Annotated in this window: 19 protein-coding genes and 3 pseudogenes; 18 read left to right on the top strand and 4 right to left on the bottom strand. The window is 66.3% G+C overall.

Translation table 11 applies throughout. From position 1 onward, the window contains the following. The first annotated feature begins 6 nt into the window (after positions 1 to 6). The 11 genes and pseudogenes from ACCQ05_RS13770 (at position 7) to ACCQ05_RS13720 (ending at position 10,629) form a co-directional block, all read left to right on the top strand. Entirely contained in the window at positions 7 to 192 is a 186-nt protein-coding gene (locus ACCQ05_RS13770; RefSeq protein WP_228963444.1) for a hypothetical protein, read from the top strand. Beyond that, the gene (locus tag ACCQ05_RS13765) at positions 110 to 1,033 is read left to right on the top strand and encodes an FKBP-type peptidyl-prolyl cis-trans isomerase (RefSeq protein ID WP_244183596.1); all 924 of its coding nucleotides are present in this window, start codon (positions 110 to 112) and stop codon (positions 1,031 to 1,033) included. The genes ACCQ05_RS13770 and ACCQ05_RS13765 overlap by 83 nt, the downstream gene beginning before the upstream one ends. 24 nt (positions 1,034 to 1,057) lie before the next feature. Continuing rightward, positions 1,058 to 1,331 (top strand): annotated as a pseudogene (locus ACCQ05_RS13760) (UDP-glucose 6-dehydrogenase); the annotation flags it as partial. Between the two features lie 159 nt (positions 1,332 to 1,490). After that, entirely contained in the window at positions 1,491 to 1,724 is a 234-nt protein-coding gene (locus ACCQ05_RS13755; RefSeq protein WP_372394091.1) for a SlyX family protein, read from the top strand. An 18-nt stretch (positions 1,725 to 1,742) separates the two neighbouring features. Continuing rightward, positions 1,743 to 2,480, top strand: coding sequence for a DUF2058 domain-containing protein (locus tag ACCQ05_RS13750; protein ID WP_372390914.1), 738 nt, complete (start codon positions 1,743 to 1,745; stop codon positions 2,478 to 2,480). Positions 2,481 to 2,692: 212 nt separating this feature from the next. Beyond that, a complete protein-coding gene (locus ACCQ05_RS13745; protein ID WP_372390912.1) occupies positions 2,693 to 4,786 on the top strand; it encodes an acyltransferase family protein in 2,094 nt (697 codons plus the stop codon). A gap of 114 nt (positions 4,787 to 4,900) precedes the next feature. Then, complete coding sequence (locus ACCQ05_RS13740; protein ID WP_372390910.1) at positions 4,901 to 5,755, top strand: transporter; 855 nt, start codon at positions 4,901 to 4,903, stop codon at positions 5,753 to 5,755. 231 nt (positions 5,756 to 5,986) lie between these two features. Then, a complete protein-coding gene (locus ACCQ05_RS13735) occupies positions 5,987 to 7,120 on the top strand; it encodes a LacI family DNA-binding transcriptional regulator (protein ID WP_372390908.1) in 1,134 nt (377 codons plus the stop codon). A gap of 13 nt (positions 7,121 to 7,133) precedes the next feature. After that, the gene (fucP, locus tag ACCQ05_RS13730; protein ID WP_372390906.1) at positions 7,134 to 8,444 is read left to right on the top strand and encodes an L-fucose:H+ symporter permease; all 1,311 of its coding nucleotides are present in this window, start codon (positions 7,134 to 7,136) and stop codon (positions 8,442 to 8,444) included. Continuing rightward, on the top strand, positions 8,441 to 9,427 hold the full coding sequence (locus ACCQ05_RS13725; protein WP_372390904.1) for a carbohydrate kinase family protein: 987 nt from the start codon (positions 8,441 to 8,443) through the stop codon (positions 9,425 to 9,427). Before fucP ends, ACCQ05_RS13725 begins: the two co-directional genes overlap by 4 nt. Further along, positions 9,424 to 10,629 (top strand): AGE family epimerase/isomerase, encoded by a 1,206-nt coding sequence (locus ACCQ05_RS13720; RefSeq protein WP_372390902.1) that lies wholly within the window; start codon positions 9,424 to 9,426, stop codon positions 10,627 to 10,629. The genes ACCQ05_RS13725 and ACCQ05_RS13720 overlap by 4 nt, the downstream gene beginning before the upstream one ends. Positions 10,630 to 10,781: 152 nt before the next feature. Here the strand turns inward: ACCQ05_RS13720 and metH are convergent, their stop codons facing one another. From metH to ACCQ05_RS13700, 4 genes are all read right to left on the bottom strand, one after another. After that, a complete protein-coding gene (gene metH / locus ACCQ05_RS13715; protein WP_372390900.1) occupies positions 10,782 to 13,535 on the bottom strand; it encodes a methionine synthase in 2,754 nt (917 codons plus the stop codon). A gap of 172 nt (positions 13,536 to 13,707) precedes the next feature. Beyond that, positions 13,708 to 14,058 carry a hypothetical protein gene (locus ACCQ05_RS13710; protein ID WP_372390898.1) on the bottom strand — a complete coding sequence of 117 codons (351 nt, stop codon included), beginning with the start codon at positions 14,056 to 14,058 and terminating at the stop codon, positions 13,708 to 13,710. A gap of 123 nt (positions 14,059 to 14,181) precedes the next feature. Further along, a complete protein-coding gene (locus ACCQ05_RS13705; protein WP_372390896.1) occupies positions 14,182 to 15,321 on the bottom strand; it encodes a homocysteine S-methyltransferase family protein in 1,140 nt (379 codons plus the stop codon). 2 nt (positions 15,322 to 15,323) lie between these two features. Further along, positions 15,324 to 16,313: an ArsR/SmtB family transcription factor gene (locus tag ACCQ05_RS13700; protein WP_372390893.1), complete on the bottom strand. Its 990-nt coding sequence runs from the start codon at positions 16,311 to 16,313 to the stop codon at positions 15,324 to 15,326. Between the two features lie 123 nt (positions 16,314 to 16,436). On the opposite strand from ACCQ05_RS13700, the gene ACCQ05_RS13695 reads away from it, so the two are divergent. The 7 genes and pseudogenes from ACCQ05_RS13695 to ACCQ05_RS13665 all read left to right on the top strand — a co-directional run bounded on the left by ACCQ05_RS13695 (position 16,437) and on the right by ACCQ05_RS13665 (position 20,116). Then, positions 16,437 to 17,585 carry an acyl-CoA dehydrogenase family protein gene (locus ACCQ05_RS13695; RefSeq protein WP_372390891.1) on the top strand — a complete coding sequence of 383 codons (1,149 nt, stop codon included), beginning with the start codon at positions 16,437 to 16,439 and terminating at the stop codon, positions 17,583 to 17,585. Between the two features lie 52 nt (positions 17,586 to 17,637). Next, positions 17,638 to 17,724: pseudogene (locus tag ACCQ05_RS13690) on the top strand (acyl-CoA dehydrogenase family protein); the annotation flags it as partial. 19 nt (positions 17,725 to 17,743) lie between these two features. Further along, a complete protein-coding gene (locus ACCQ05_RS13685; protein WP_506191553.1) occupies positions 17,744 to 17,863 on the top strand; it encodes an acyl-CoA dehydrogenase family protein in 120 nt (39 codons plus the stop codon). Between the two features lie 28 nt (positions 17,864 to 17,891). After that, complete coding sequence (locus ACCQ05_RS13680) at positions 17,892 to 18,002, top strand: acyl-CoA dehydrogenase family protein (protein ID WP_506191525.1); 111 nt, start codon at positions 17,892 to 17,894, stop codon at positions 18,000 to 18,002. A 52-nt stretch (positions 18,003 to 18,054) separates the two neighbouring features. Further along, positions 18,055 to 18,141 (top strand): annotated as a pseudogene (locus ACCQ05_RS13675) (acyl-CoA dehydrogenase family protein); the annotation flags it as partial. A 28-nt stretch (positions 18,142 to 18,169) separates the two neighbouring features. After that, the gene (locus ACCQ05_RS13670; RefSeq protein WP_372390886.1) at positions 18,170 to 18,280 is read left to right on the top strand and encodes an acyl-CoA dehydrogenase; all 111 of its coding nucleotides are present in this window, start codon (positions 18,170 to 18,172) and stop codon (positions 18,278 to 18,280) included. A gap of 312 nt (positions 18,281 to 18,592) precedes the next feature. Continuing rightward, positions 18,593 to 20,116: a platelet-activating factor acetylhydrolase IB subunit gene (locus tag ACCQ05_RS13665; protein ID WP_372390884.1), complete on the top strand. Its 1,524-nt coding sequence runs from the start codon at positions 18,593 to 18,595 to the stop codon at positions 20,114 to 20,116. The last annotated feature ends 227 nt before the right edge of the window (positions 20,117 to 20,343 follow it).

The following is a 20,343-nucleotide window of genomic DNA, read 5'->3' as shown; positions in this document are numbered from 1 at the left end:
GCGACAATGCGTATTCAACGCCGTCGGTGGCGTGTCTTTTCACTTTCGGGAACTGCATCGAATGAAGATGGGAAAGCGCGGCGCGGCGGCGTCGCTACTGATGGTGGCAATGGCGGCTTCGATGCCGGCGATGTCGCAGCAACCGGCCGCAGCGGCCACCAAGGAGAAGCCAGTTTTGAATGCATCGTCTGAGAAGAGCACGCGCGACGACGTGAGCTACGCCATCGGCATGGATGTGGCGCGTTCGTTCGAGCCGATTGCCCAGGACATCGATCTGAGCGCAATGCAACGCGCCATCGAAAATGCGTTCAAGGGTGGCAAGCCGCTGCTGTCCGACGAGCAGACCCAGGCCACCGACACCGCCCTGCGCACCGCGCTGGCGGCCCGTAACGGCCAGCAGGTGCCGGGCATGGCGCCGGGTTCCGCGCCGGCCGCGCCGTCCAAGGAAAACGTCGGCCTGATGCTGGGCGACCGTGCGGTCGGCCCGTCGCTGGCCGGCATCAAGGACGAGATCGACCTGTCGATCCTGATGGAGGCGGTGCGTACCGTGTTCGCCAAGGGCACCACGCGCCTGACCCAGCAGCAAGCGGCCGCCACCATGCAGGCCTTCGCCGCTGCCAAGCAGGGCGCTGCCGGTGCCAAGAACCGCGAAGAAGGCAATGCCTTCCTGGCCAAGAACAAGACCGAGAAGGGCGTGATCACCACCGCGTCCGGCCTGCAGTACATGGTGCTGCGCCAGGGCAGCGGCGAGCGCCCGATGCGCACCAACAAGGTCCGTGTGAACTACGAAGGCAAGCTGCTCAACGGCCAGGTGTTCGACAGTTCCTACCAGCGCGGCCAGCCGGCCGAGTTCGGCCTGGACCAGGTCATTCCCGGCTGGACCGAGGGCGTCGCGCTGATGCCGGTCGGCTCGAAGTACCGCTTCTGGATCCCGTCCAACCTTGCCTACGGCCCGAACGGCACGCAGGGTGGACCGATCGGACCGGATGCAACCTTGACGTTCGATGTCGAACTGATGGGCATCCTGCCCTGACTTTCCGCGGGAGCCATTGCATCCATGCGCGTTGCGATCTTCGGCACCGGCTATGTGGGCCTTGCCACCGTTACCTGCCTGGCGGAAGTCGGGCCTCAGGTCGTTGGCGTGGACATCGGCCAGGCCAAGGGTGAGGGCCTCGATCGCGGCATGGTGCTGGTGAACGAACCCGGCCTGGCGAAGATGGCGAAAGCCGGCTACGCCCGAGGCCGGGTGCGCTTTGGCCGCGATGCGGCAGCCGCGGGTCGGGAATACCCTCATCGCCGTGGGCAAGCCGCTGGACCGGGACGGCGGCGCGCTGCTGCATCCGCGATGCCGGCGATCAGGATCGGTCGCAGGAATGCGGCCGCCACCATCGCCGGGTACCTCGGTGCCGACGTCGAGCAACTGCGCAGCGGACTCGGCATCGCGGCTGCCGGTCCGGCTCGTGACGCCATTGGACGAGGTCGTTTGCTGTATGCATGAGCAACTCCCGCTGCACGACCGCGCGCTGGAAGAGCGGTTGATCGAACTGGAAACGCGGCTGTCCTTTCAGGAGCACGCGCTCAATGAACTGAGCGAGGCGCTGGCCGATGCACGCTTGACCGGTGCACGCAATGCCGAACTGATCCGCCACCTGCTCGAGGATCTGGGCAAGGTGCGCTCCACGTTGTTTGCCGACGGCGCCGACGAACCGCCGCCGCATTATTGATTGCAGATTGCCAGCCCTATGAGCGATACCTTACGTGACCAGTTGCTTGGCCTGGGCTTCAAGGCCGCGCCCAAGCCCGAACGCAAACCCGATGCGCGGCCTGCCGCGCGTCCGCATGGCAAGGGTGGCAAGCCTGCACCGGGCGGCAACACGCCGGGTGGCCACGGCAGGGGACCGCAGCGGCCGCACGCCGCAGCATCGACCGATGCAACTGGCGAACGCAAAGGCGATGGCAGGCCTGGCCGGCGCCATGATGGCAAGCCTGCAGGGTCGCCACGCCCGCAACAGCCCGGTCCAGACCGGCGCGGCCCAAGGCCTGCGCGTACGCGCGAGGACATCGACCTGGCCAAGGCCTATGCGATCCGTGCGCAGCGCGAGAAGGACGAGCGCATCGAAGCCGAGCGCGTGAAGCAGGAACAAGCGCGCCTGCGTCGCGAGGCCAAGGCCAAGCTGGAAGAATTGCTCAAGGACAAGGGCCTGAACCACGCCGATGCGGATATCGCCCGGCATTTCCCGTACGGCGGCAAGATCAAGCGCATCTATGTCACCGCCGATCAGCTCAAGGCACTCAACGCCGGCGAGCTGGGCGTGCTGCAGCTCAACGGGCGCTACCTGCTGGTCACCGCCGAGGTCCTCGCTGAAGCCGAAGCGGTGTTCGCTGCCTCGGTCGCATTGAAGGTGGATCCCAATGCGCCTGCGGGCGACGACCCGTATGCCGACCCCAAGTACCAGGTGCCCGACGATCTGGTCTGGTAAGGCTTGGGTGCAGGTTGGAGTGTTCATGGGCACCTGCGGGTGCCCATGGTTTAAGCAGGCGGTGACGAGGCTGGTATTTCCGCATCGCCGCATTGGACCGCGACTGGCAGACGCGGTGCGACAGGCCCGGTGCCGCTGCGCCGACTGACGGGATCTGGGCGGACGGCCACGAGTGTCGACCATTGCCTGGATCACATCAATCAAGGATCAGGATGACGCGCTCAGTCGCAGGGAACGGTTACTTCGCCCATATCGATGGCCTGCGCGCGCTGGCCGTGCTGTCGGTCATCGTCTATCACCTGGATTCGGGCTGGTTGCCCGGCGGGTTCACCGGCGTCGACATCTTCTTCGTCATTTCCGGATTCGTGGTCAGCGCGTCGGTCGATCGGCTGCCGCGCGTGTCGGTGGCCGCGGAACTGGCGCGTTTCTACGCGCGCCGATTGCGGCGGATTGCGCCGGCGCTGCTGGCCTGCCTGGTGGCGACCGCGCTGGTGTCGATGCTGTTCATCCCCGAATCGTGGCTGAGCGAGTCCAGCAGCAAGACCGGGCGCATGGCCTTGTTCGGGTTGAGCAACTGGGTGCTGGCCAGCGTGGGGCAGGATTATTTCTCGCCGCGCGCGGAGTTCAATCCCTATACGCAGACATGGTCGCTCGGGGTCGAGGAGCAGTTCTATCTGCTGTTTCCCTGGATGTTTCTGGCCTGGATGCGTGGCGGTGCAGGGCGTGTCTGGTCGCTGGGCGTGTTCGCGCTCGCCAGTGCTGCCTCGCTGGGGTATGCCTGGCAGCGCACGCAGCTGCCAGGACATGAGATCACTTCGTTCTACCTGACCACCGCGCGGTTCTGGCAGCTGGGAGCCGGCGTGTTGCTGTACCAGGCGATGACGCTGTTGGGACGCCGCGGCGGACAGTCGTTGTTTGCCACCGGCATTGCGTTGCCGGCTCCGCTGCGCACGTTGCTGGTGATGCTGGCACTGGCCGCGATCGGTCACGGAATGTGGAATGCACGCCCCGGCCACTCGCCGTGGAGCGACGGCCTGTGGCCGGTGCTGGGAACGCTGGCCTTGCTGGCCTTGCTGCATCGCCATGCCGATGGCTGGGCAGGACGCGTTCTGTCGGCCAGGCCAGTGGTGGCGATCGGGCGCATCTCGTATTCGCTGTATCTGTGGCATTGGCCGGTGCTGGTGGTACTGCGCTGGACCGTCGGGTTGGAATCGATGGGCGCCAGGCTGGTGGCGGTAGCGCTGACCTTCGTGTGTGCGCTTGCTTCGTATCGCTGGGTGGAAGTGCCCTGGCGCAGCCGGCGTGTCGGGGCCTGGTCGAACGTGCGCGTGGTGTGTGCCGGCTTGGCTGCATTGGTACTGGCCGCAGGGGTGCAGTCGCTGTTGATCAAGTCGGCGCCTTACGTATCGCTAAGCGTGGTCAGCCGGCATCCGCTGGATTGGTATGCGTACGCGCGCGGCCTGCGCAAGGAACTTCCGGAGTGCCGTCTGCAGGCAAGCAACGCCGCGGTCAATGGGCAGCCGGTGCGGATCTTTGCGCGCGGGCAATGCACACGGCCTGCCACGACGCAACGACAGGTATTCGTGATGGGCGATTCGCATGCGCTGGCCTACAACGAAATGTTGCGGCGTTTTCCGCTGCTCGTAGGTGGCAGCGTCCGCCTGTACGGCGTGGCCGGTTGTTCGATCGCGTCGATGCAGCCGGGCGGGCAGTTGCCCGGTTGCGAGGCCTTCGTCCGCCCGGTGCTGGAGGATGTGATGGCCCACGCGCGTCCGGGCGATGTGCTGTTCTTGCCGGGGCTGCGTGTGCCGCGGCTGGCAGAGCAGGACGCGCTGTTCGATCTGGACAGCAACCTTGCCGCGTTGCACGGCGCGCAGGCGCAGGCCGAGCGCGATGCAATGGTTGCGGCGACGATCGCACTGCTGGCACCGGTGCAGGCCAAGGGCGTGCTGATCGTGTTCGAAGCGCCCAAGCCGGTGCTCAAGGCGCCCCCTTACCGGTGCTCTGACTGGTTCAATCGCAGCAACGCGATCTGCCGCAACGGCATGCAGATCGAACGGGCGGTGATGGAGCGCTATCGCGCACCCGCGCTGGATGGCTTGCGCCATATCGCGGCAGGCCTGGGCGGCGCCAGCGTCTGGGATCCGCTGCCGCTGCTGTGCGATGCGCAGTGGTGCGCGCCGACCCGGCAGGGCAGGCCAGTGTTCTTCGATGCCGACCATCTCAGTGGCTACGGCAACCGCGTGCTGTTGCCCGACTTCGCCGCGCACCTGCACGGGCTGCCGGCGAATGCGGCTGCGCAGTAGCGGGCCGGGACCGCGATAGACAACCCGGTCACGGCCGGGGCGGCACCATGCGGGCCGTTGCCGGTTGGCGCAGTCGGGCATAAGGTCGACTGCGCTGCTGCTCACTTCCTGCCGATGGTGCTGCATATGTCCCAGTTTTCCGATGCACTGCAAGCGCGCGCGGTTGCGGCGCGGTGGTCGATGCCCGCTGAGGTGGCGTGCGATAGGCGTGTGCCGACAGGTCGCACTCTGGCGCTGGCCGGCGCCCTGCTGGCGCTCTGCGTGGCCAGCGGGAAGGTGGCCGCGCAGGCGGAGGAGCCGCCCGCATTCGATCGCCCCGGTATTCCGTTTGCCGCCGAGGTACTGCAGCCCGGTGCGTTCGCCTGGGAGCAGGGCTTGCCGGATGCGAGCACCGACCGTGCCGATGGCCAGCGCACCACGCTCTACACCGCCGACACCGTGCTGCGTCTGGGGCTATCGCAGCATGTGGAGCTGCAGCTGGGCAGCGACAGTTATAACTGGCAGCGCGGCGGCGGTACGCGCGTGCGTGGCGGGGGCGACAGCCATGTCGGCCTGAAGGTCGCCTTGCCCTCGCGCTCGGATAGCTTTCACTGGGCAGCGCTGGGCACCTACAGCGTGCCGACCGGCAGCCCTGCCTTCAGTAACGGCCATGCGCGCGAACTGGGGCTCACCGCATCCTGGGACCTTGCGCAGCAGCGTGCGCTGGCGCTGTACGTCAACTACGCGCGCGACGACGATGGGCACACCTGGACCTTCGCGCCCAACTACACGTTCTTTTCCGGCGAACGCTTCAGCAGTTATGTGGAAGCGGGCGTGGAGACCGGCAGCGAGCACTCGCGTGTGGCCGGTGCCGGCGGCGCCTGGCAATTGCCGCATGCCATGCAGCTGGATGTGTCGGTGTTGCGCGGGCTGACGTCGGACAGCCCGGACTGGCAGGGTGGGATCGGGTTGTCGATCGCCTTCCACTGACGGGTCTGCCTGGCTCAACGCAGGGGAGGCGTCGGGCCGCAAGACCGGTAGGCCCGGGTAGCCCTGGGAGCCCTGGGAGCCGTTGTGCTACTCGATAGCGCTGCCGCGACCGCCGACCGTGGCATTCGATGCTGCACTGCCGCATGCATTGGGTGCGGGGAGGAGGCTTAATTGGATCGATCCAATTTCAGTCCATTGCATGCACGATTTCCATTCAGCGGGGGCGGGCGCTTGACGCGTTCCGGGCAGGCACCGGCCACGCCGGAGGCGGGCGAAACGCGTGCGTCCCGTCGCGGTGCGGTGACGCTGCGCGATATTGCCAGCGCGATCGGCGTGTCGCGCGCCACGGTGTCGCTGGTGCTGCGTGGCAGCCCCTTAGTGCATGCCACCACCCGCGCGCGGGTGGAAGCCGAGCTGGATAGGCAACATTACGTCTACAACCGCGCTGCGGCCAATCTGCGGCAGCGTACCTCGTCCAGCATCGCGCTGGTCATCAACGACCTGTCCAACCCGTTCTTCGCCGAATTTGCCGCTGGTGTCGACGAGGCGCTGGGCGCGGCCGGGTATGTGACCCTGCTGGGCAGTACCGGCGAATCCACGCAGCGCCAGCACGCTGTGTTGACCTCGCTGATGGAGCACACGCCGGCCGGCATCATCCTCTCGCCTGCCGAGGGCAGCCAGGCGCAGGCGCTGGCGCAGGTGTTGGGCCGTCAACGCAACGTAGTGCTGTTCAACCGCGAAGTGGACGGGGCAGGCTGGGATCTGCTGGCGCTGGACAACGAGCAGGGCGCCTTGCTCGCCTGTACCCATCTGATCGCGCAGGGACACCGGCAGATCGTGTTCTTCGGCGGCCATGCCGATTCCAGCTCCTGCCGGCAGCGCCGTGCCGGCTATGCGCGGGCGATGTCCGCGGCCGGGCTGGCGGTGCACTACGTCGAGTCGGCACCCAACCGCCAGGATGCCGCGCTATGTGGCGCACGCATGCTCGACGGCGGCGCGCATGGCGTCACCGCGGCGGTCTGCTACAACGACAGCGTCGCGCTGGGCCTGATGGCGGCCCTGGCGATGCGCGGCATCGTGCCGGGACGCGACTTCGCGGTGACCGGCTTCGACGATATCGCCGAGGCCGCGTTGTTCACTCCCGCACTGACCACGCTGGCGGCCGATCCGCGCGCGCGCGGCCGCCAGGCTGCGCAACTGGTGCTGCAACGTATCGGCAGTCCCGATCTGGCGGCGCAGCGGCTCATCGCCGCAGTGGCGCTGCAGATTCGCGCCAGCAGCGCCTGTGCACCGACACCGGCGATTTCGCCCGCTCCGTTGCATCGCTCTTCCATCCCTTCCCCCACCAAGGCCTCCGGCCGCTGACCAGGCAACTCCTATGGTTTCCCTTTCCACGCAATCCACCGTGCCAAGCGGCAACAAGGCGCCCGTCAACAACGGCGTCGCGTTGTCGGTGGTCACCACGATCTTCTTCATGTGGGGCTTTCTCACCTGCCTCAACGACATCCTGATTCCGCATTTGAAGTCGGTGTTCGAGCTCAACTTCGCGCAGGCGATGCTGGTGCAGTTCACCTTCTTCGGCGCGTACTTCCTGATGTCGCTGCCGGCCGGTTGGCTGGTGAACCGGTTGGGCTACAAGCTGGGCATCGTGGCCGGGCTGGCAGTGGCGGCGGTCGGCGCGCTGGGCTTCTGGCCGGCGGCGGAGCTGCGCGTGTACGGTGCCTTCCTGGGTGCGCTGTTCGTGCTGGCCACCGGCATCACCATCCTGCAGGTGGCTGCCAATCCCTACGTTGCGTTGCTGGGCCCCGAACGCAGTGCGTCCAGCCGGCTGACCCTGGCGCAGGCGCTCAACTCGCTGGGCACCGCGATCGCGCCGTTGCTGGGCGGTTGGTTGATCCTGTCCAACACGGTGATGAGCAGCGACGCGCTCAAGGCGCTGCCGGAACCCGAGCAGCTTGCCTACCGCGTGCAGGAGGCGCAGGCGGTGCAGGGCCCGTACATTGGCCTGGGTGTGGTGCTGTTCCTGCTGGCGATCTTCGTGTTCCTGTTCCGCCTGCCGGCGCTGACCGATACCGGTGCGCAAAAGAGCGACAGTACTCATTCGCTGCTGGACGCGTTGCAGCATCCGCATGTGCGCTTCGGTGTGCTGGCGATCTTCTTCTACGTCGGGGCGGAAGTGGCGATCGGCAGCCTGATGGTCAACTACTTCTCGCTGCCGCAGATCGGCGGATTCACCGAGCGCGAGGCGACCAAGTACGTCTCGGCCTACTGGACGCTGGCGATGATCGGCCGCTTTATCGGCTCGGCGCTGCTGGCCAAGCTGTCGCCGCGCGTGCTGCTGTCGGTGTTCGCAGCGATCAATGCACTGTTGCTGGGGCTGACCATGGCCAGCGGCGGCATGCTGGCGGTGTATGCGCTGGTGGCGATCGGCCTGTTCAACTCCATCATGTTTCCGACCATTTTCACCCTGGGCATCGAGCGCCTGGGTCCGTTGACCGGCCGCGCCTCCAGCCTGTTGATCATGGCCATTGTCGGCGGCGCGATCGTGCCCTACCTGCAGGGCTTGCTGGCCGACAGTATCAGCCTGCATGAGTCGTTCGTGCTGCCGCTGGTGTGCTACCTGTACATCGTGTTCTACGGCATCTGGGGCTCGCGCCTGCGTGGCGCCCTGGCGGAGGCACACGCATGAGCACCATCAGGAATCAGGTGATCTGCTTCGGTGAAGCCTTGATCGACATGCTGGCCCTGCCGCAGGCCGCCAGCGACGATGCGCGCACCTTCGCGCAATACGCCGGCGGCGCGCCGGCCAACGTGGCGGTGGCAGTGGCCAAACTCGGTGGCGCAGCGCATTTCGTCGGCATGCTGGGCCGCGACATGTTCGGCGACTTCCTGCTGCAGAGCCTGCAGCAGGCCGGCGTGGCCACCAATGGCATCGTGCGCACCGACCAGGCCAAGACCGCGCTGGCCTTCGTCGCCCTCGATGCGGCGGGCGAGCGCAGTTTCAGTTTCTACCGGCCGCCGGCGGCGGACCTGCTGTTCCGCGCCGAACATTTCGCCGCCGACGGCTTCGCGCAGGCGGCAGTGCTGCACGTGTGCTCCAACAGCATGACCGAGCCGGAGATCGCGCAATGCACGCTCGATGGCATGCGCCGCGCACGTGAGGCTGGCGCCATCGTCAGCCTGGACCTCAACCTGCGCCCGATGCTGTGGCCGCAGGACGTTGATCCGGCGCCGGTCCTGTGGGAGGCGCTGGCGCTGGCCGATGTGGTCAAGCTCTCGCGCGAAGAGCTCGACTATCTTGCCGGCACCTTGCACGCCGATGCTGGCGCGGTGACGCAGAAGCTATGGCAGGGGCAGGCGCGCTGGCTGCTGGTCACCGACGGCGGTGGCCCGGTGCACTGGCAGACCCGTACCGATGCGGGTCAGGTGCCGACCTTCGACGTGCAGGTGCGCGACAGCACCGCGGCAGGCGATGCCTTCGTGGGTGGCCTGCTGTATCAGCTGGCTGCGCGCGCGATTCCGCTCGAGCAGCTATGCGGCGATCCCACGGCGATGGCCGAGGTGATCCGTTTCGCCGCTGCTGTCGGTGCATTGGCGGTGACGCGCAAGGGCGCGTTCGCCGCGATGCCCGGCATCGATGACGTCCATACCCTGATCCAGGAACAAGCATGAGCCCGTTGCCCGCATCCCCCGCACCCGATTTCCGTTCGGCCGACGTCCTGCGCCAGCACATCGCCGACACCATGGCGTTCTACCACCCGCGCGCGATCGATCCGGCCGGTGGCTTCTTCCAGTATTTCAAGGATGACGGCAGCATCTACGATGCCGGCCACCGGCATCTGGTGAGCAGCACGCGCTTCGTCTTCAACTATGCAATGGCTTATCGCGAGTTCGGCAATGCCGAGTACCTGGAGGCAGTGCGCCACGGCCTGGATTACCTGCGCAACGTGCATCGCAACGCCGATACCGGCGGCTACGCCTGGACGCTGCGCGATGGCGTCGTGGAAGACGATATGAACCACTGCTACGGCGTTGCGTTCGTGCTGCTGGCGTATTCGTGCGGGCTGAAGGCCGGCATCGCCGAGGCCCGCGCGTGGATGGACGAAACCTGGCAGCTGCTGGAGAAACACTTCTGGGAGCCGGAATTCGGCCTGTACCGCGACGAAGCCGATGCCCAGTTCAACTTCACCACGTATCGCGGCCAGAACGCCAACATGCACATGTGCGAGGCGATGATCGCCGCGTACGAGGCCAGTGGCGAGCAGCGCTACCTCGATCGCGCGCTGCAGCTGGCCGACAACATGACCCGGCGCCAGGCCGCCAAGGCCGATGGCCTGGTGTGGGAGCATTACGACCCGCAGTGGAATATCGACTGGGACTACAACCGCGACAATCCCAAGCATCTGTTCCGGCCCTGGGGCTTCCAGCCGGGTCACCAGACCGAATGGGCCAAGCTGCTGATGCTGCTGGATCGTTATGCACCCACGGACTGGTTGTTGCCGACTGCCCGGCACCTCTTCGATGTGGCGGTGGAGCGCTCCTGGGATGCGCAGCGCGGCGGGCTGTACTACGGCTTCGCCCCGGATGGCCAGGTGTGCGACGACGACAAGTATTTCTGGGTGCAGGCCGAATCCTTGGCTGCCGCGGCCTTGTTGGCACAACGCAGCGGCGATGAACGCTATTGGCAGTGGTACGACAAGCTGTGGAATTACGCGTGGACGCACATGATCGACCACCGCTACGGCGCGTGGTATCGCATCCTGGATACGGACAACCGCAAGTACAGCGACGAGAAGAGCCCGGCCGGCAAGACCGACTACCACACCATGGGCGCCTGCCACGAAGTGTTGAACGTGTTGCGGCCGGCAACGTGATGCTAACGAAATTCGTCGGCGCCGAGATCATCGGTGCCGCGGCTGTGTAGAAGCGCACCGGGGCGCTATGGGGCTTTATCGGTAAAGCCCTTTCGCGCCCGGGTGCGCTCCTACATTGGTTTGCTGGTGCTTGCGATGATGGGGACCCGCTCTTATTCCGGGTCGTAATCCAGGTTCGACGCGAGCCAGCGCTCGGCCAATGCCAGCGTAATGCCCTTGCGCCTGGCATAGTCGGCCACCTGCTCCTTGCCCAGCCGCCCGACCACGAAGTACTGGCTCCTGGGATGGCTGAAGTAGTAGCCGGACACCGCGGCGGTGGGCAGCATCGCAAAACTCTCGGTCAACGACATCCCGGCATTGCGCTCGGCATCGAGCATATCGAACAGCGTGCGTTTCTCGCTGTGCTCGGGGCAGGCCGGGTAACCGGGCGCCGGTCGGATGCCGCGATAGCGCTCGGCGATCAACGCCTCGTTGTCCAGGTCCTCGTCGTCCACGTAGCCCCAGAATTCGGTGCGCACGCGCTGGTGCAGGCGCTCGGCCAGCGCCTCGGCCAGGCGGTCGGCCAATGCCTTGAGCAGGATGGCGTTGTAGTCGTCGTGCGCGGCCTCGAAGCCGGCGACGTGCGGATCGATGCCAAGACCGGCAGTGACTGCAAACGCACCGATCCAGTCCTGCTTGCCGCTGTCCTTGGGCGCGATGAAATCGGCCAGGCAGAAGTCCGGGCGATCGATGGGTTTGTCGACTTGCTGGCGCAGGAAATGCAATAAACGCCGGGATTCGGGATTGGGGATTGGAGATTGGCTGGGCTGCGGCGACTCCCCACTCCCGATTGCCGAATACCGGTGGTCTGTCAGGACCACTTCAACGTCATCGCCCACGCTATTGGCCGGCCACAGCCCGAACACCGCCTTGGCCGTGAGCCACTTCTCGTCGACGATCTGCTTGAGCATGCGTCGTGCATCGCGATACAGCTCGCTGGCCTGGGGGCCGACGATCTCGTCGCTGAGGATGGCCGGGAACTTGCCGGCCAGTTCCCAGGCCTGGAAGAACGGAGTCCAGTCGATCAGCTCCACCAGCTCGGCCAGCGGGTAGTCGTAGAAGACGTGCAGGCCGGGTTGGCGCGGAGCGGGGGGCGCGTAGGTGCTCCAGTCGCCATCGAACCTTTGCGCGCGCGCCTTCTCCAGCGACACCAACCGCTTGGCATCGCCACGGTTGCGATGGCGTGCGCGGATCTCCGCGTAGTCGGCGTCGTTGGCGGCGACGAATGCCGCACGCAGATCGCGCGAGATCAGCGATTGCGCCACGCCTACGGCACGCGAGGCGTCCTTCACCCACACGGTGGGCGCGGTGTAATGCGGGTCGATCTTCAGCGCGGTGTGCGCACGCGAGGTGGTGGCACCGCCGATCAGCAGTGGAATCTCGAAGCCCTGGCGCTGCATCTCGCGCGCCACGTGCGACATCTCTTCCAGCGATGGCGTGATCAGGCCGGACAGCCCGATCAGGTCCGCATGTTCTTCGCGCGCGCGGTCCAGGATGACCTGCGCGCTGACCATCACGCCCAGGTCGACCACGTCGAAATTGTTGCAGGCCAGGACCACGCCGACGATGTTCTTGCCGATGTCGTGCACGTCGCCCTTGACGGTTGCCATGATGATCTTGCCGTTGGACTTGCCGACATCGCCGGTACGCAGTTTTTCCGCCTCGATGAAAGGCAGCAGGTAAGCGACGGCCTTCTTCATCACGCGCGCCGACTTGACCACCTGCGGCAGGAACATCTTGCCGGCCCCGAACAGGTCGCCGACCACGTTCATGCCGTCCATCAGCGGGCCTTCGATCACATCCAGCGGGCGAGTGGACTGCTGGCGCGCTTGCTCGGTATCGATGTCCACATAGGCGTCGATGCCGTGCACCAGCGCATGCGCCAGACGCGCGCGTACCGGCTTGTCGCGCCAGGCCAGGTCTTCGGCTTTCGATGCGCCCTTGGTGCCCTTGTAGCGCTCGGCGATGTCCAGCAAGCGCTCGGTGCCGTCGCGGCGGCGATTGAGGATCACGTCCTCCACGCGCTCGCGCAGCTCCGGGTCCAGTTCGTCGTAGATCAGCATGCCGCCGGCATTGACGATGCCCATGTCCATGCCGGCCTTGATCGCATGGAACAGGAAGACCGAATGGATCGCCTGGCGCACCGTCTCGTTGCCGCGGAACGAGAACGAGACATTGGAAACGCCGCCCGAGACGTGGCAATGCGGCAGTGTGTCCTTGATGATGCGGGTGGCTTCGATGAAGTCCACCGCATAGTTGTCGTGCTCCTCGATGCCGGTGGCCACGGCGAAGATGTTCGGGTCGAAGATGATGTCTTCCGGCGGAAAACCCACCTGTTCGGTCAGCACGTTGTAGGCGCGCGTGCAGATTTCCACCTTGCGCGCGCAGGTGTCGGCCTGTCCCGCTTCATCGAAGGCCATCACCACCGCGGCCGCGCCATAGCGCAGCACCTTGCGCGCCTGTTCGATGAAGACCGCTTCGCCTTCCTTGAGCGAGATCGAGTTGACCACGCTCTTGCCCTGCAGGCATTTCAGGCCCGCTTCGATCACGCTCCACTTGGACGAATCCACCATCACCGGGATGCGCGCGATGTCCGGCTCGGACATGATCAGGTTGAGAAAGCGGGTCATCGCTTTTTCGGAATCGATCAGGCCTTCGTCCATGTTGACGTCGAGGATCTGCGCGCCGTTGGCGACCTGCTGGCGCGCCACCTCGACCGCCTCTTCGTAGCGCTCTTCCTTGATCAGCTTGCGGAACTGCGCGCTGCCGGTGACGTTGGTGCGCTCGCCGACGTTGACGAACAGCAGGTCCGGAGTGATGACCAGCGGTTCCAGGCCCGACAGGCGGGTGTAGCGGGGAGTGCTCATGAAACGCTCTGCTGGACGGTGACGGCGCGATCGGTCTTGGTGGGGGCGCGCTTGGGGCCAGACGATGGGGCGCGGTGGAATGCGGCCCTCATCCGGCGCTGCGCGCCACCTTCTCCCGCAGGCGGGAGAAGCGCAATTCGCTGCGCACGGCGCATATGTGTGGCAAGCCGATCTATGCGCCGTCCTTCTCCCGCAGGCGGGAGAAGGGCAATTCGCTGCGCACGTCGCATATGTGTGGCAAGCCGATCCATGCGCCGTCCTTCTCCCGCAGGCGGGAGAAGGGCAATTCGCTGCGCACGTCGCATATGTGTGGCAAGCCGATCCATGTGCCGTCCTTCTCCCGCAGGCGGGAGAAGGGCAATTCGCTGCGCATGGCGCATATGTGTGGCAAGCCGATCCATGCGCCGTCCTTCTCCCGCAGGCGGGAGAAGAGCAGTTCGCCGCGCACGGCGCGTATGTGCGGCAAGCCGATCCATGCGCCGTCCTTCTCCCGCAGGCGGGAGAAGGGCAATTCGCTGCGCACGTCGCGTCCTTGTGGCAGCCCAAGCGCCGTGCTGTCCCTCTACCGCCAGCGGAAGCATGCGCCGTCCTTCTCCCGCCTGCGGGAGAAGGTGCCCGAAGGGCGGATGAGGGCGAGCCTGACGCATCACGCCGCCAGCTCCTGCGCGCCAGGCAATTGCCGCGGCGGCAGGTCGGCCACCGCCGCGGCGATGGCGCGGATATGATCCGGCGAGGTGCCGCAGCACCCGCCGACCAGATTGAGCAGGCCGGCTTGGGCGAACTCGCGCAGCGTGGCCGCCATTTCTTCCGGGGTTTCGTCGTATTCGCCGAAGGCATTGGGCAGGCCGGCATTCGGATGCGCGCTGACATAGCCGTCGGCGATCTGCGCCAGCGTCTCCACATGCGGGCGCAGGTCCTTGGCGCCCAGTGCGCAGTTCAGACCCACCGACAACGGCCGACCGTGCGCCACCGAAGCATAGAACGCTTCGGCGGTCTGCCCGGACAGGGTGCGCCCGGACGCATCGGTGATGGTGCCGGAGATCATCACCGGCAGACGCCCGCCGCGGGTTTCGAAGACTTCTTCGATGGCGTAGAGCGCGGCCTTGGCATTGAGCGTGTCGAAGATGGTCTCCACCATCAAGGTGTCGGCACCGCCATCGATCAGGCCTTCGATCGCCTCGCGATAGGTCTGTCGCAGCGCATCGAAGCTGGTGTTGCGGTAACCGGGATCGTTGACGTCCGGGCTGATCGAAGCGGTGCGGCTGGTCGGGCCGAGCACGCCGATCACGAACCGCGGCTTGTGCGGGGTCAGCGCTTCGACGGCATCGCAGCACGTGCGTGCCACCTGCGCGCCGGCCTTGTTCAACTCGTAGACCAGATGTTCCAGGTGATAGTCGGCCTGGCTCACCGACGTCGCGTTGAAGGTGTTGGTTTCCAGCAGGTCGGCACCGGCATCCAGATACGCGCGGTGGATGCCGGCGATGATCTCCGGGCGGGTCAGCAGCAGCAGGTCGTTGTTGCCCTTCAGGTCATGCCCTTCCGGCGCGTGTGCGTGATCGCAACCGGGCCCGTGCACGTGCGCGCTGTCGTAGCCCTCGGCAAAGCGGGTGCCGCGGTAGTCAGGCTCCTGCAGATCGTGGCGCTGGATCATGGTGCCCATCGCGCCATCGATGATGAGGATGCGCTCACGCAAGGCGGCAGTGAGCTTGGCGGCGCGCTCCGGATGCAGCCACGGCAACGCAAACGGGATTGGGGATTGGGAATTGGGGATTGGCGCGTGCGTCATGGTCAGGTTCTCCTCGCCGCAGTGTCTTTGTTTCCCACCAATCCCGAATCCCGACTCCCCAATCCCGGCTTCAGCGCAATCAACGAGATCACCTCGAAATGCGGCGGCCGTTTTTCGCGCGTCACCGTCTCCAGGCTGGACACGTCCAGCCCGGCTTTCTCGACGAACCTGCGCAATTCCTTGGCGGCAAATCCCAGATTGACGTGGCCGTAGGCATGCACGGTCGCGCGGTGTTCGTGCTTGGCCAGGCTGCACAGCAGCAGGCGGCCGCCGGGGCGCAGTACGCGCGCCGATTCGGCCACCGCCTGCGCCGGCTTGGCGGCATAGGTCAGTGCATGCATCAGCACCACCAGGTCGAAGCTGGCATCGGGGAACGGCAGCGCATGCATGTCGCCTTCGCGCACTTCCACGTTGCCCAGCTTGCGCAGGCGCTCGCTGGCGGCGGCCACCACGCGCGCACTGGTGTCGATGCAGATGTAGCGGGTGGCGTGCGGGGCCACCAGTTCGGCCAGCACGCCGTCGCCGGAGGCGATGTCCAGCACGTCGCCGGCTTCCAGCAGGGGCAGGGCGGTGCGCGCCAGCGCTTCCCAGGTGCGCCCGGGCGAATAATGGCGCTCCATGTCGCCGGCCACCGAATCGGCCCAGTTCTGGTCGGCGGCGCGATTGGCGAGCACGGCGGCCACGCGCTCGGCATCCTGGCGCAGCAGCGGGTCGTCGCTGCCGGTGCTCAGTGCCAGCCATAGCGCGCGTTGGGCCGGGTCCAGCGAGACCTCGTCGAAGCGGTAATACGCGGACACGCCGGCGCGGCGGTCGCGCACCAGGCCGGCTTCCTTCAGCTTGGCCAGGTGGGTGGACACCCGCGGCTGGGCCAGGCGGGTGATGGCCGACAGCTCGGCCACAGTGAGTTCTTCCTGCTCCAGCAGGGCCAGCAGGCGGACACGGGTAGCGTCGGCGAATACTTTCAGGCGGGCCGACCAGTCTTCCAGATCCATGAATATCTCTATATCGCGATATGGAGATATTTTCGGCCGGGCAGGGGGTGAGGTCAACTACATACGCATGCGAATGGTTGTGGCTACAATGGACGCACAGTCAATACCCGGGAGGGGTCGAACGTGGATTTCAGCTTTACCGAAGAACAACTGATGATCCAGGACGTGGCCCGCCGGATCGGCCAGGAAAAGATCGCCCCCAGCGCCGAGCACTTCGACCGCAGCGGCGAGTTTCCGCTAGAGAACATCCGGCTGCTGGGCGAGAACGGTTTGATGGGCATCGAGGTGCCGGCCGAGTACGGCGGTGCCGGCATGGACCCGATCAGCTATGCGCTGGCGATGATCGAGATCGCCGCCGCCGACGGCGCGCATTCCACCATCATGTCGGTCAACAATTCGCTGTTCTGCACCGGCATCCTGAAAAACGGCACCGAAGCGCAGAAGCAGCTCTACGTGCGCGCGATTGCCGAAGGCACCCACATCGGCGCCTTCGCGCTGACCGAGCCGCAGTCCGGTTCCGATGCCTCGGCGATGCGCTGCCGCGCGGTCAAGCAGGGCGATGGCAGCTTCGTCATCAACGGCAAGAAGAGCTGGATCACCTCCGGCCCGGTGGCCAAGTACATCGTGCTGTTCGCGGTGACCGAACCGGACAAGGGCTCGCGCGGCATCACCGCGTTCATGGTCGATACCGAGCGCGCCGGCTTCCACCGCGGCAAGACCGAGCCCAAGCTGGGCATCCGCGCCTCGGCCACCTGCGAGATCGAGTTCGCCGACTACGTGGCACAGCCGGACGAGGTGCTGGGTGCCGAGGGCGAGGGCTTCAAGACCGCGATGAGCGTGCTGGATGCCGGGCGCATCGGCATCGCCTCGCAGGCGGTGGGCATCGCGCGTGCCGCCTATGAAGCCACGCTGGCCTACGCGAAGGAGCGCAAGGCGTTCGGCGCGGCGATCGGCACCTTCCAGATGACCCAGGCCAAGATCGCCGACATGAAGTGCAAGCTGGATGCGGCGCTGTTGCTTACGCTGCGCGCGGCCTGGCTCAAGGGACAGGGGCGCAAGTTCGGCACCGAAGCGGCGGTGGCCAAGCTCACCGCCTCCGAAGCGGCGATGTGGATCACCCACCAGGCGGTGCAGATCCATGGCGGCATGGGTTATTCGAAGGAGATGCCGCTGGAGCGCTACTTCCGCGACGCCAAAATCACCGAGATCTACGAAGGCACCTCGGAAATCCAGCGCCTGGTGATCGCGCGCGGCGAGACCGGCTTGCGCTGAGGTCGGCCGCACTCCAGCGCTGCCGCAGATGCGGCAACGCTGGAGCGCTCTCCGCGATGCCAAGATCACCGAGATCTACGAAGGCACTTCGGAGATTCAACGCTTGGTGATCGCGCGCGGCGAGACCGGCTTGCGCTGAGGTCGGCCGCACTCCAGCGCTGCCGCGGGCGCGGCAACGCTGGAGCGCTCTCCGCGATGCCAAGATCACCGAGATCGACGAAGGCACCTCGGAGATTCAACGCCTGGTGATCGCGCGCGGCGAGACCGGCTTGCGCTGAGGTCGGCCGCACTCCAGCGCTGCCGCAGATGCGGCAACGCTGGAGCGCTCTCCGCGATGCCAAGATCACCGAGATTTACGAAGGCGCCTCGGAAATCCAGCGCTTGGTGATCACGCGCGGCGAGACCGGCTTGCGCTGAGGTCGGCCGCACTCCAGCGCTGCCGCAGGCGCGGCAACGCTGGAGCGCTCTCCGTGATGCCAAGATCACCGGGATCTACGAAGGCACCTCGGAAATCCAGCGCCTGGTGATCGCGCGCGGCGAGACCGGCTTGCGCTGAGGTCGGCCGCACTCCAGCGCTGCCGCAGATGCGGCAACGCTGGAGCGCTCTCCGCGATGCCAAGATCACCGAGATCGACGAAGGCACCTTGGAGATTCAGCGCGTGGTGATCGCGCGCGGCGAGACCGGGCTGCGCTGACCTCGGCCACGTTGCGTAAGCGCGTCATCGATCAGTGCGTCGGCTGGTCAGCGAGAGTTCCGGGGCTGGGCTGAGATTGCTTGGTAGGAGCGTGCCCGCGCGCGACGGAGCGTTCTCGATAACGCCTCGTCGCGCGCAGGCACGCTCCTACATATAGGCTGGTGCGTGCAGCTGGGATGCAGCTGCATCACCCGGCCGCCAACCTGCATCGATCATCGTGCAGCGCCTGCTGGCAGGCGCTGCGCGCTGACGCTTGTCGTTCGCTGCGCCCGCGGACCACAATCCGTGCTTCTCCCCGTCGCTGGTGCGCGCATGTTCCGGTCATTGCACGCTGTGCTCTCCCGCCCTTCGCTGTCTGCCATCGCGCACGCGCTGGTGTGCTGGGGGCTGTTGCTGGTCTGCGCCACGGCAGGTGCGCAGACGCCACCGCCTTCGATCGTGCCCACCGACCGGCTGCAGGAGCCCTGGTGGGCACAGCGGCATGCACAGGTGCTGGAACAGGTGAAGCAGCACGCCGACGCACCGCTGCTGCTGATCGGCGACTCGATCACCCAGAACTACGAGAAGGCCAAGGCGCCGGACGAAGAGTTCCGGTCCACCTGGCAGACCTTCTACGGCAGCCGTGGCGCGCTCAACCTGGGCTTCAGCGGTGATGGCACCGAGCACGTGCTGTGGCGGCTGGCCAATGGCGAAGTGGATGGCCTGAATCCCAAGGTCGCGTTGGTGCTGATCGGCACCAATAACACCGGTCATCTCGGCCAGAGCGCCGAGCAGGCCCAGCTCGGCATCGACGCGGTGGTCGCCGCAATCGAACAGAAACTGCCGCGCACCCACATCCTGCTGCTGAGCGTGCTGCCCAGTGATGTGTCGGCGGAGAAGTCGCGGCGCGACGCGCAGGTCAACCAGGGCCTGGCGGTACGCTACGGCGACAACCCGCGCGTGAGCTATCTGGACGTCAGCTCGGTCTTCCAGCGTGCGGGCAAGCTGCGGACCGAGCTGTTCTACGACACCCGCTTCCGGCCTGCCGCCGGCGCCCTGCATCCGGATACCCGGGGGCAACGCATGCTGGCCGAGGCGATCGAGCCGACCCTGGCGCGGCTGCTCGGCGAGTCGCCGGTCAAGCCGGTGGCCGAGCTCGGCCGCGATGCGGCAACGTCGTTGATGCCGGTCGATTGGCTGGAGCAGGATTCTTACGACTGGTACGCCCGCCACCATGCTGCGCTGGCGGTGGCGCGCACGCTCAAACCGGAGGTGGTGATGATCGGCGACTCGATCACCCACTTCTGGGCCGGTCCGCCGCAGGCCACCCGCGTCAGCGGCGCGGAATCCTGGCAATGGCTATACGGCAAGCGGCCGGTGCTGAACCTGGGCTTCGGCTGGGATCGCACCCAGAACGTGCTGTGGCGCATCCGCCAGGGCGAACTCGACGGCCTGGATCCACGTTGGGTGGTGCTGCACATCGGCACCAATAACCTCACCGGCACCGCACAGTCGCGCGCCAGCACGCCAGCCGAGGCTGCCCAGGGCGTGGAGGCCGTGGTCGCCGAGGTGCGTCGCCGCTTGCCCAACAGCAGGTTGATCCTGATGCAGATCATGCCGCGCGGCTTCCGTGCCGATAGTCCGCTGCGCGGGCCAATCGCCGAGACCAATCGCTTGCTTGCCGCCCGCTTCGGCAAGGACCCGTCGGTACGTCTGCTGGATATCGGCCCGCAGATGCTGCAACCCGACGGCTCCCTGCCCGAAGCCCTGATGCCAGACAGCACCCATCCCAGCGAAGCCGGTTACCGCATCTGGGCGCAGGCATTGCGCAAGGCAGGAATCACTGCCGCGCCGTGACGCGGTGAGGGCAGGGATCGCTGCTGTCGCGGGGCAGCGTGGTGGTGATGGCAGCGCCGCTGGTAATGGCCGGCGGTTGTCGCAATGCGTGCAGTTGCTTGCGCTCGCTTGCCGCAGTGGAGGTCGCGTAGCGCTGCAAAAGCGGTGAGGCCGCAGGCGTGGTTCGAGCCGTGGCGTCGTGCATCCGCGTGGATACAGGGCACACCGCCTGAGAGAGTGCCAAGCGC

Source organism: Xanthomonas sp. NCPPB 3582 (assembly GCF_041475735.2).
In the GTDB taxonomy this organism is placed as follows: domain Bacteria; phylum Pseudomonadota; class Gammaproteobacteria; order Xanthomonadales; family Xanthomonadaceae; genus Xanthomonas; species Xanthomonas codiaei.
This window is presented reverse-complemented; position numbering and strand designations above follow the sequence as displayed.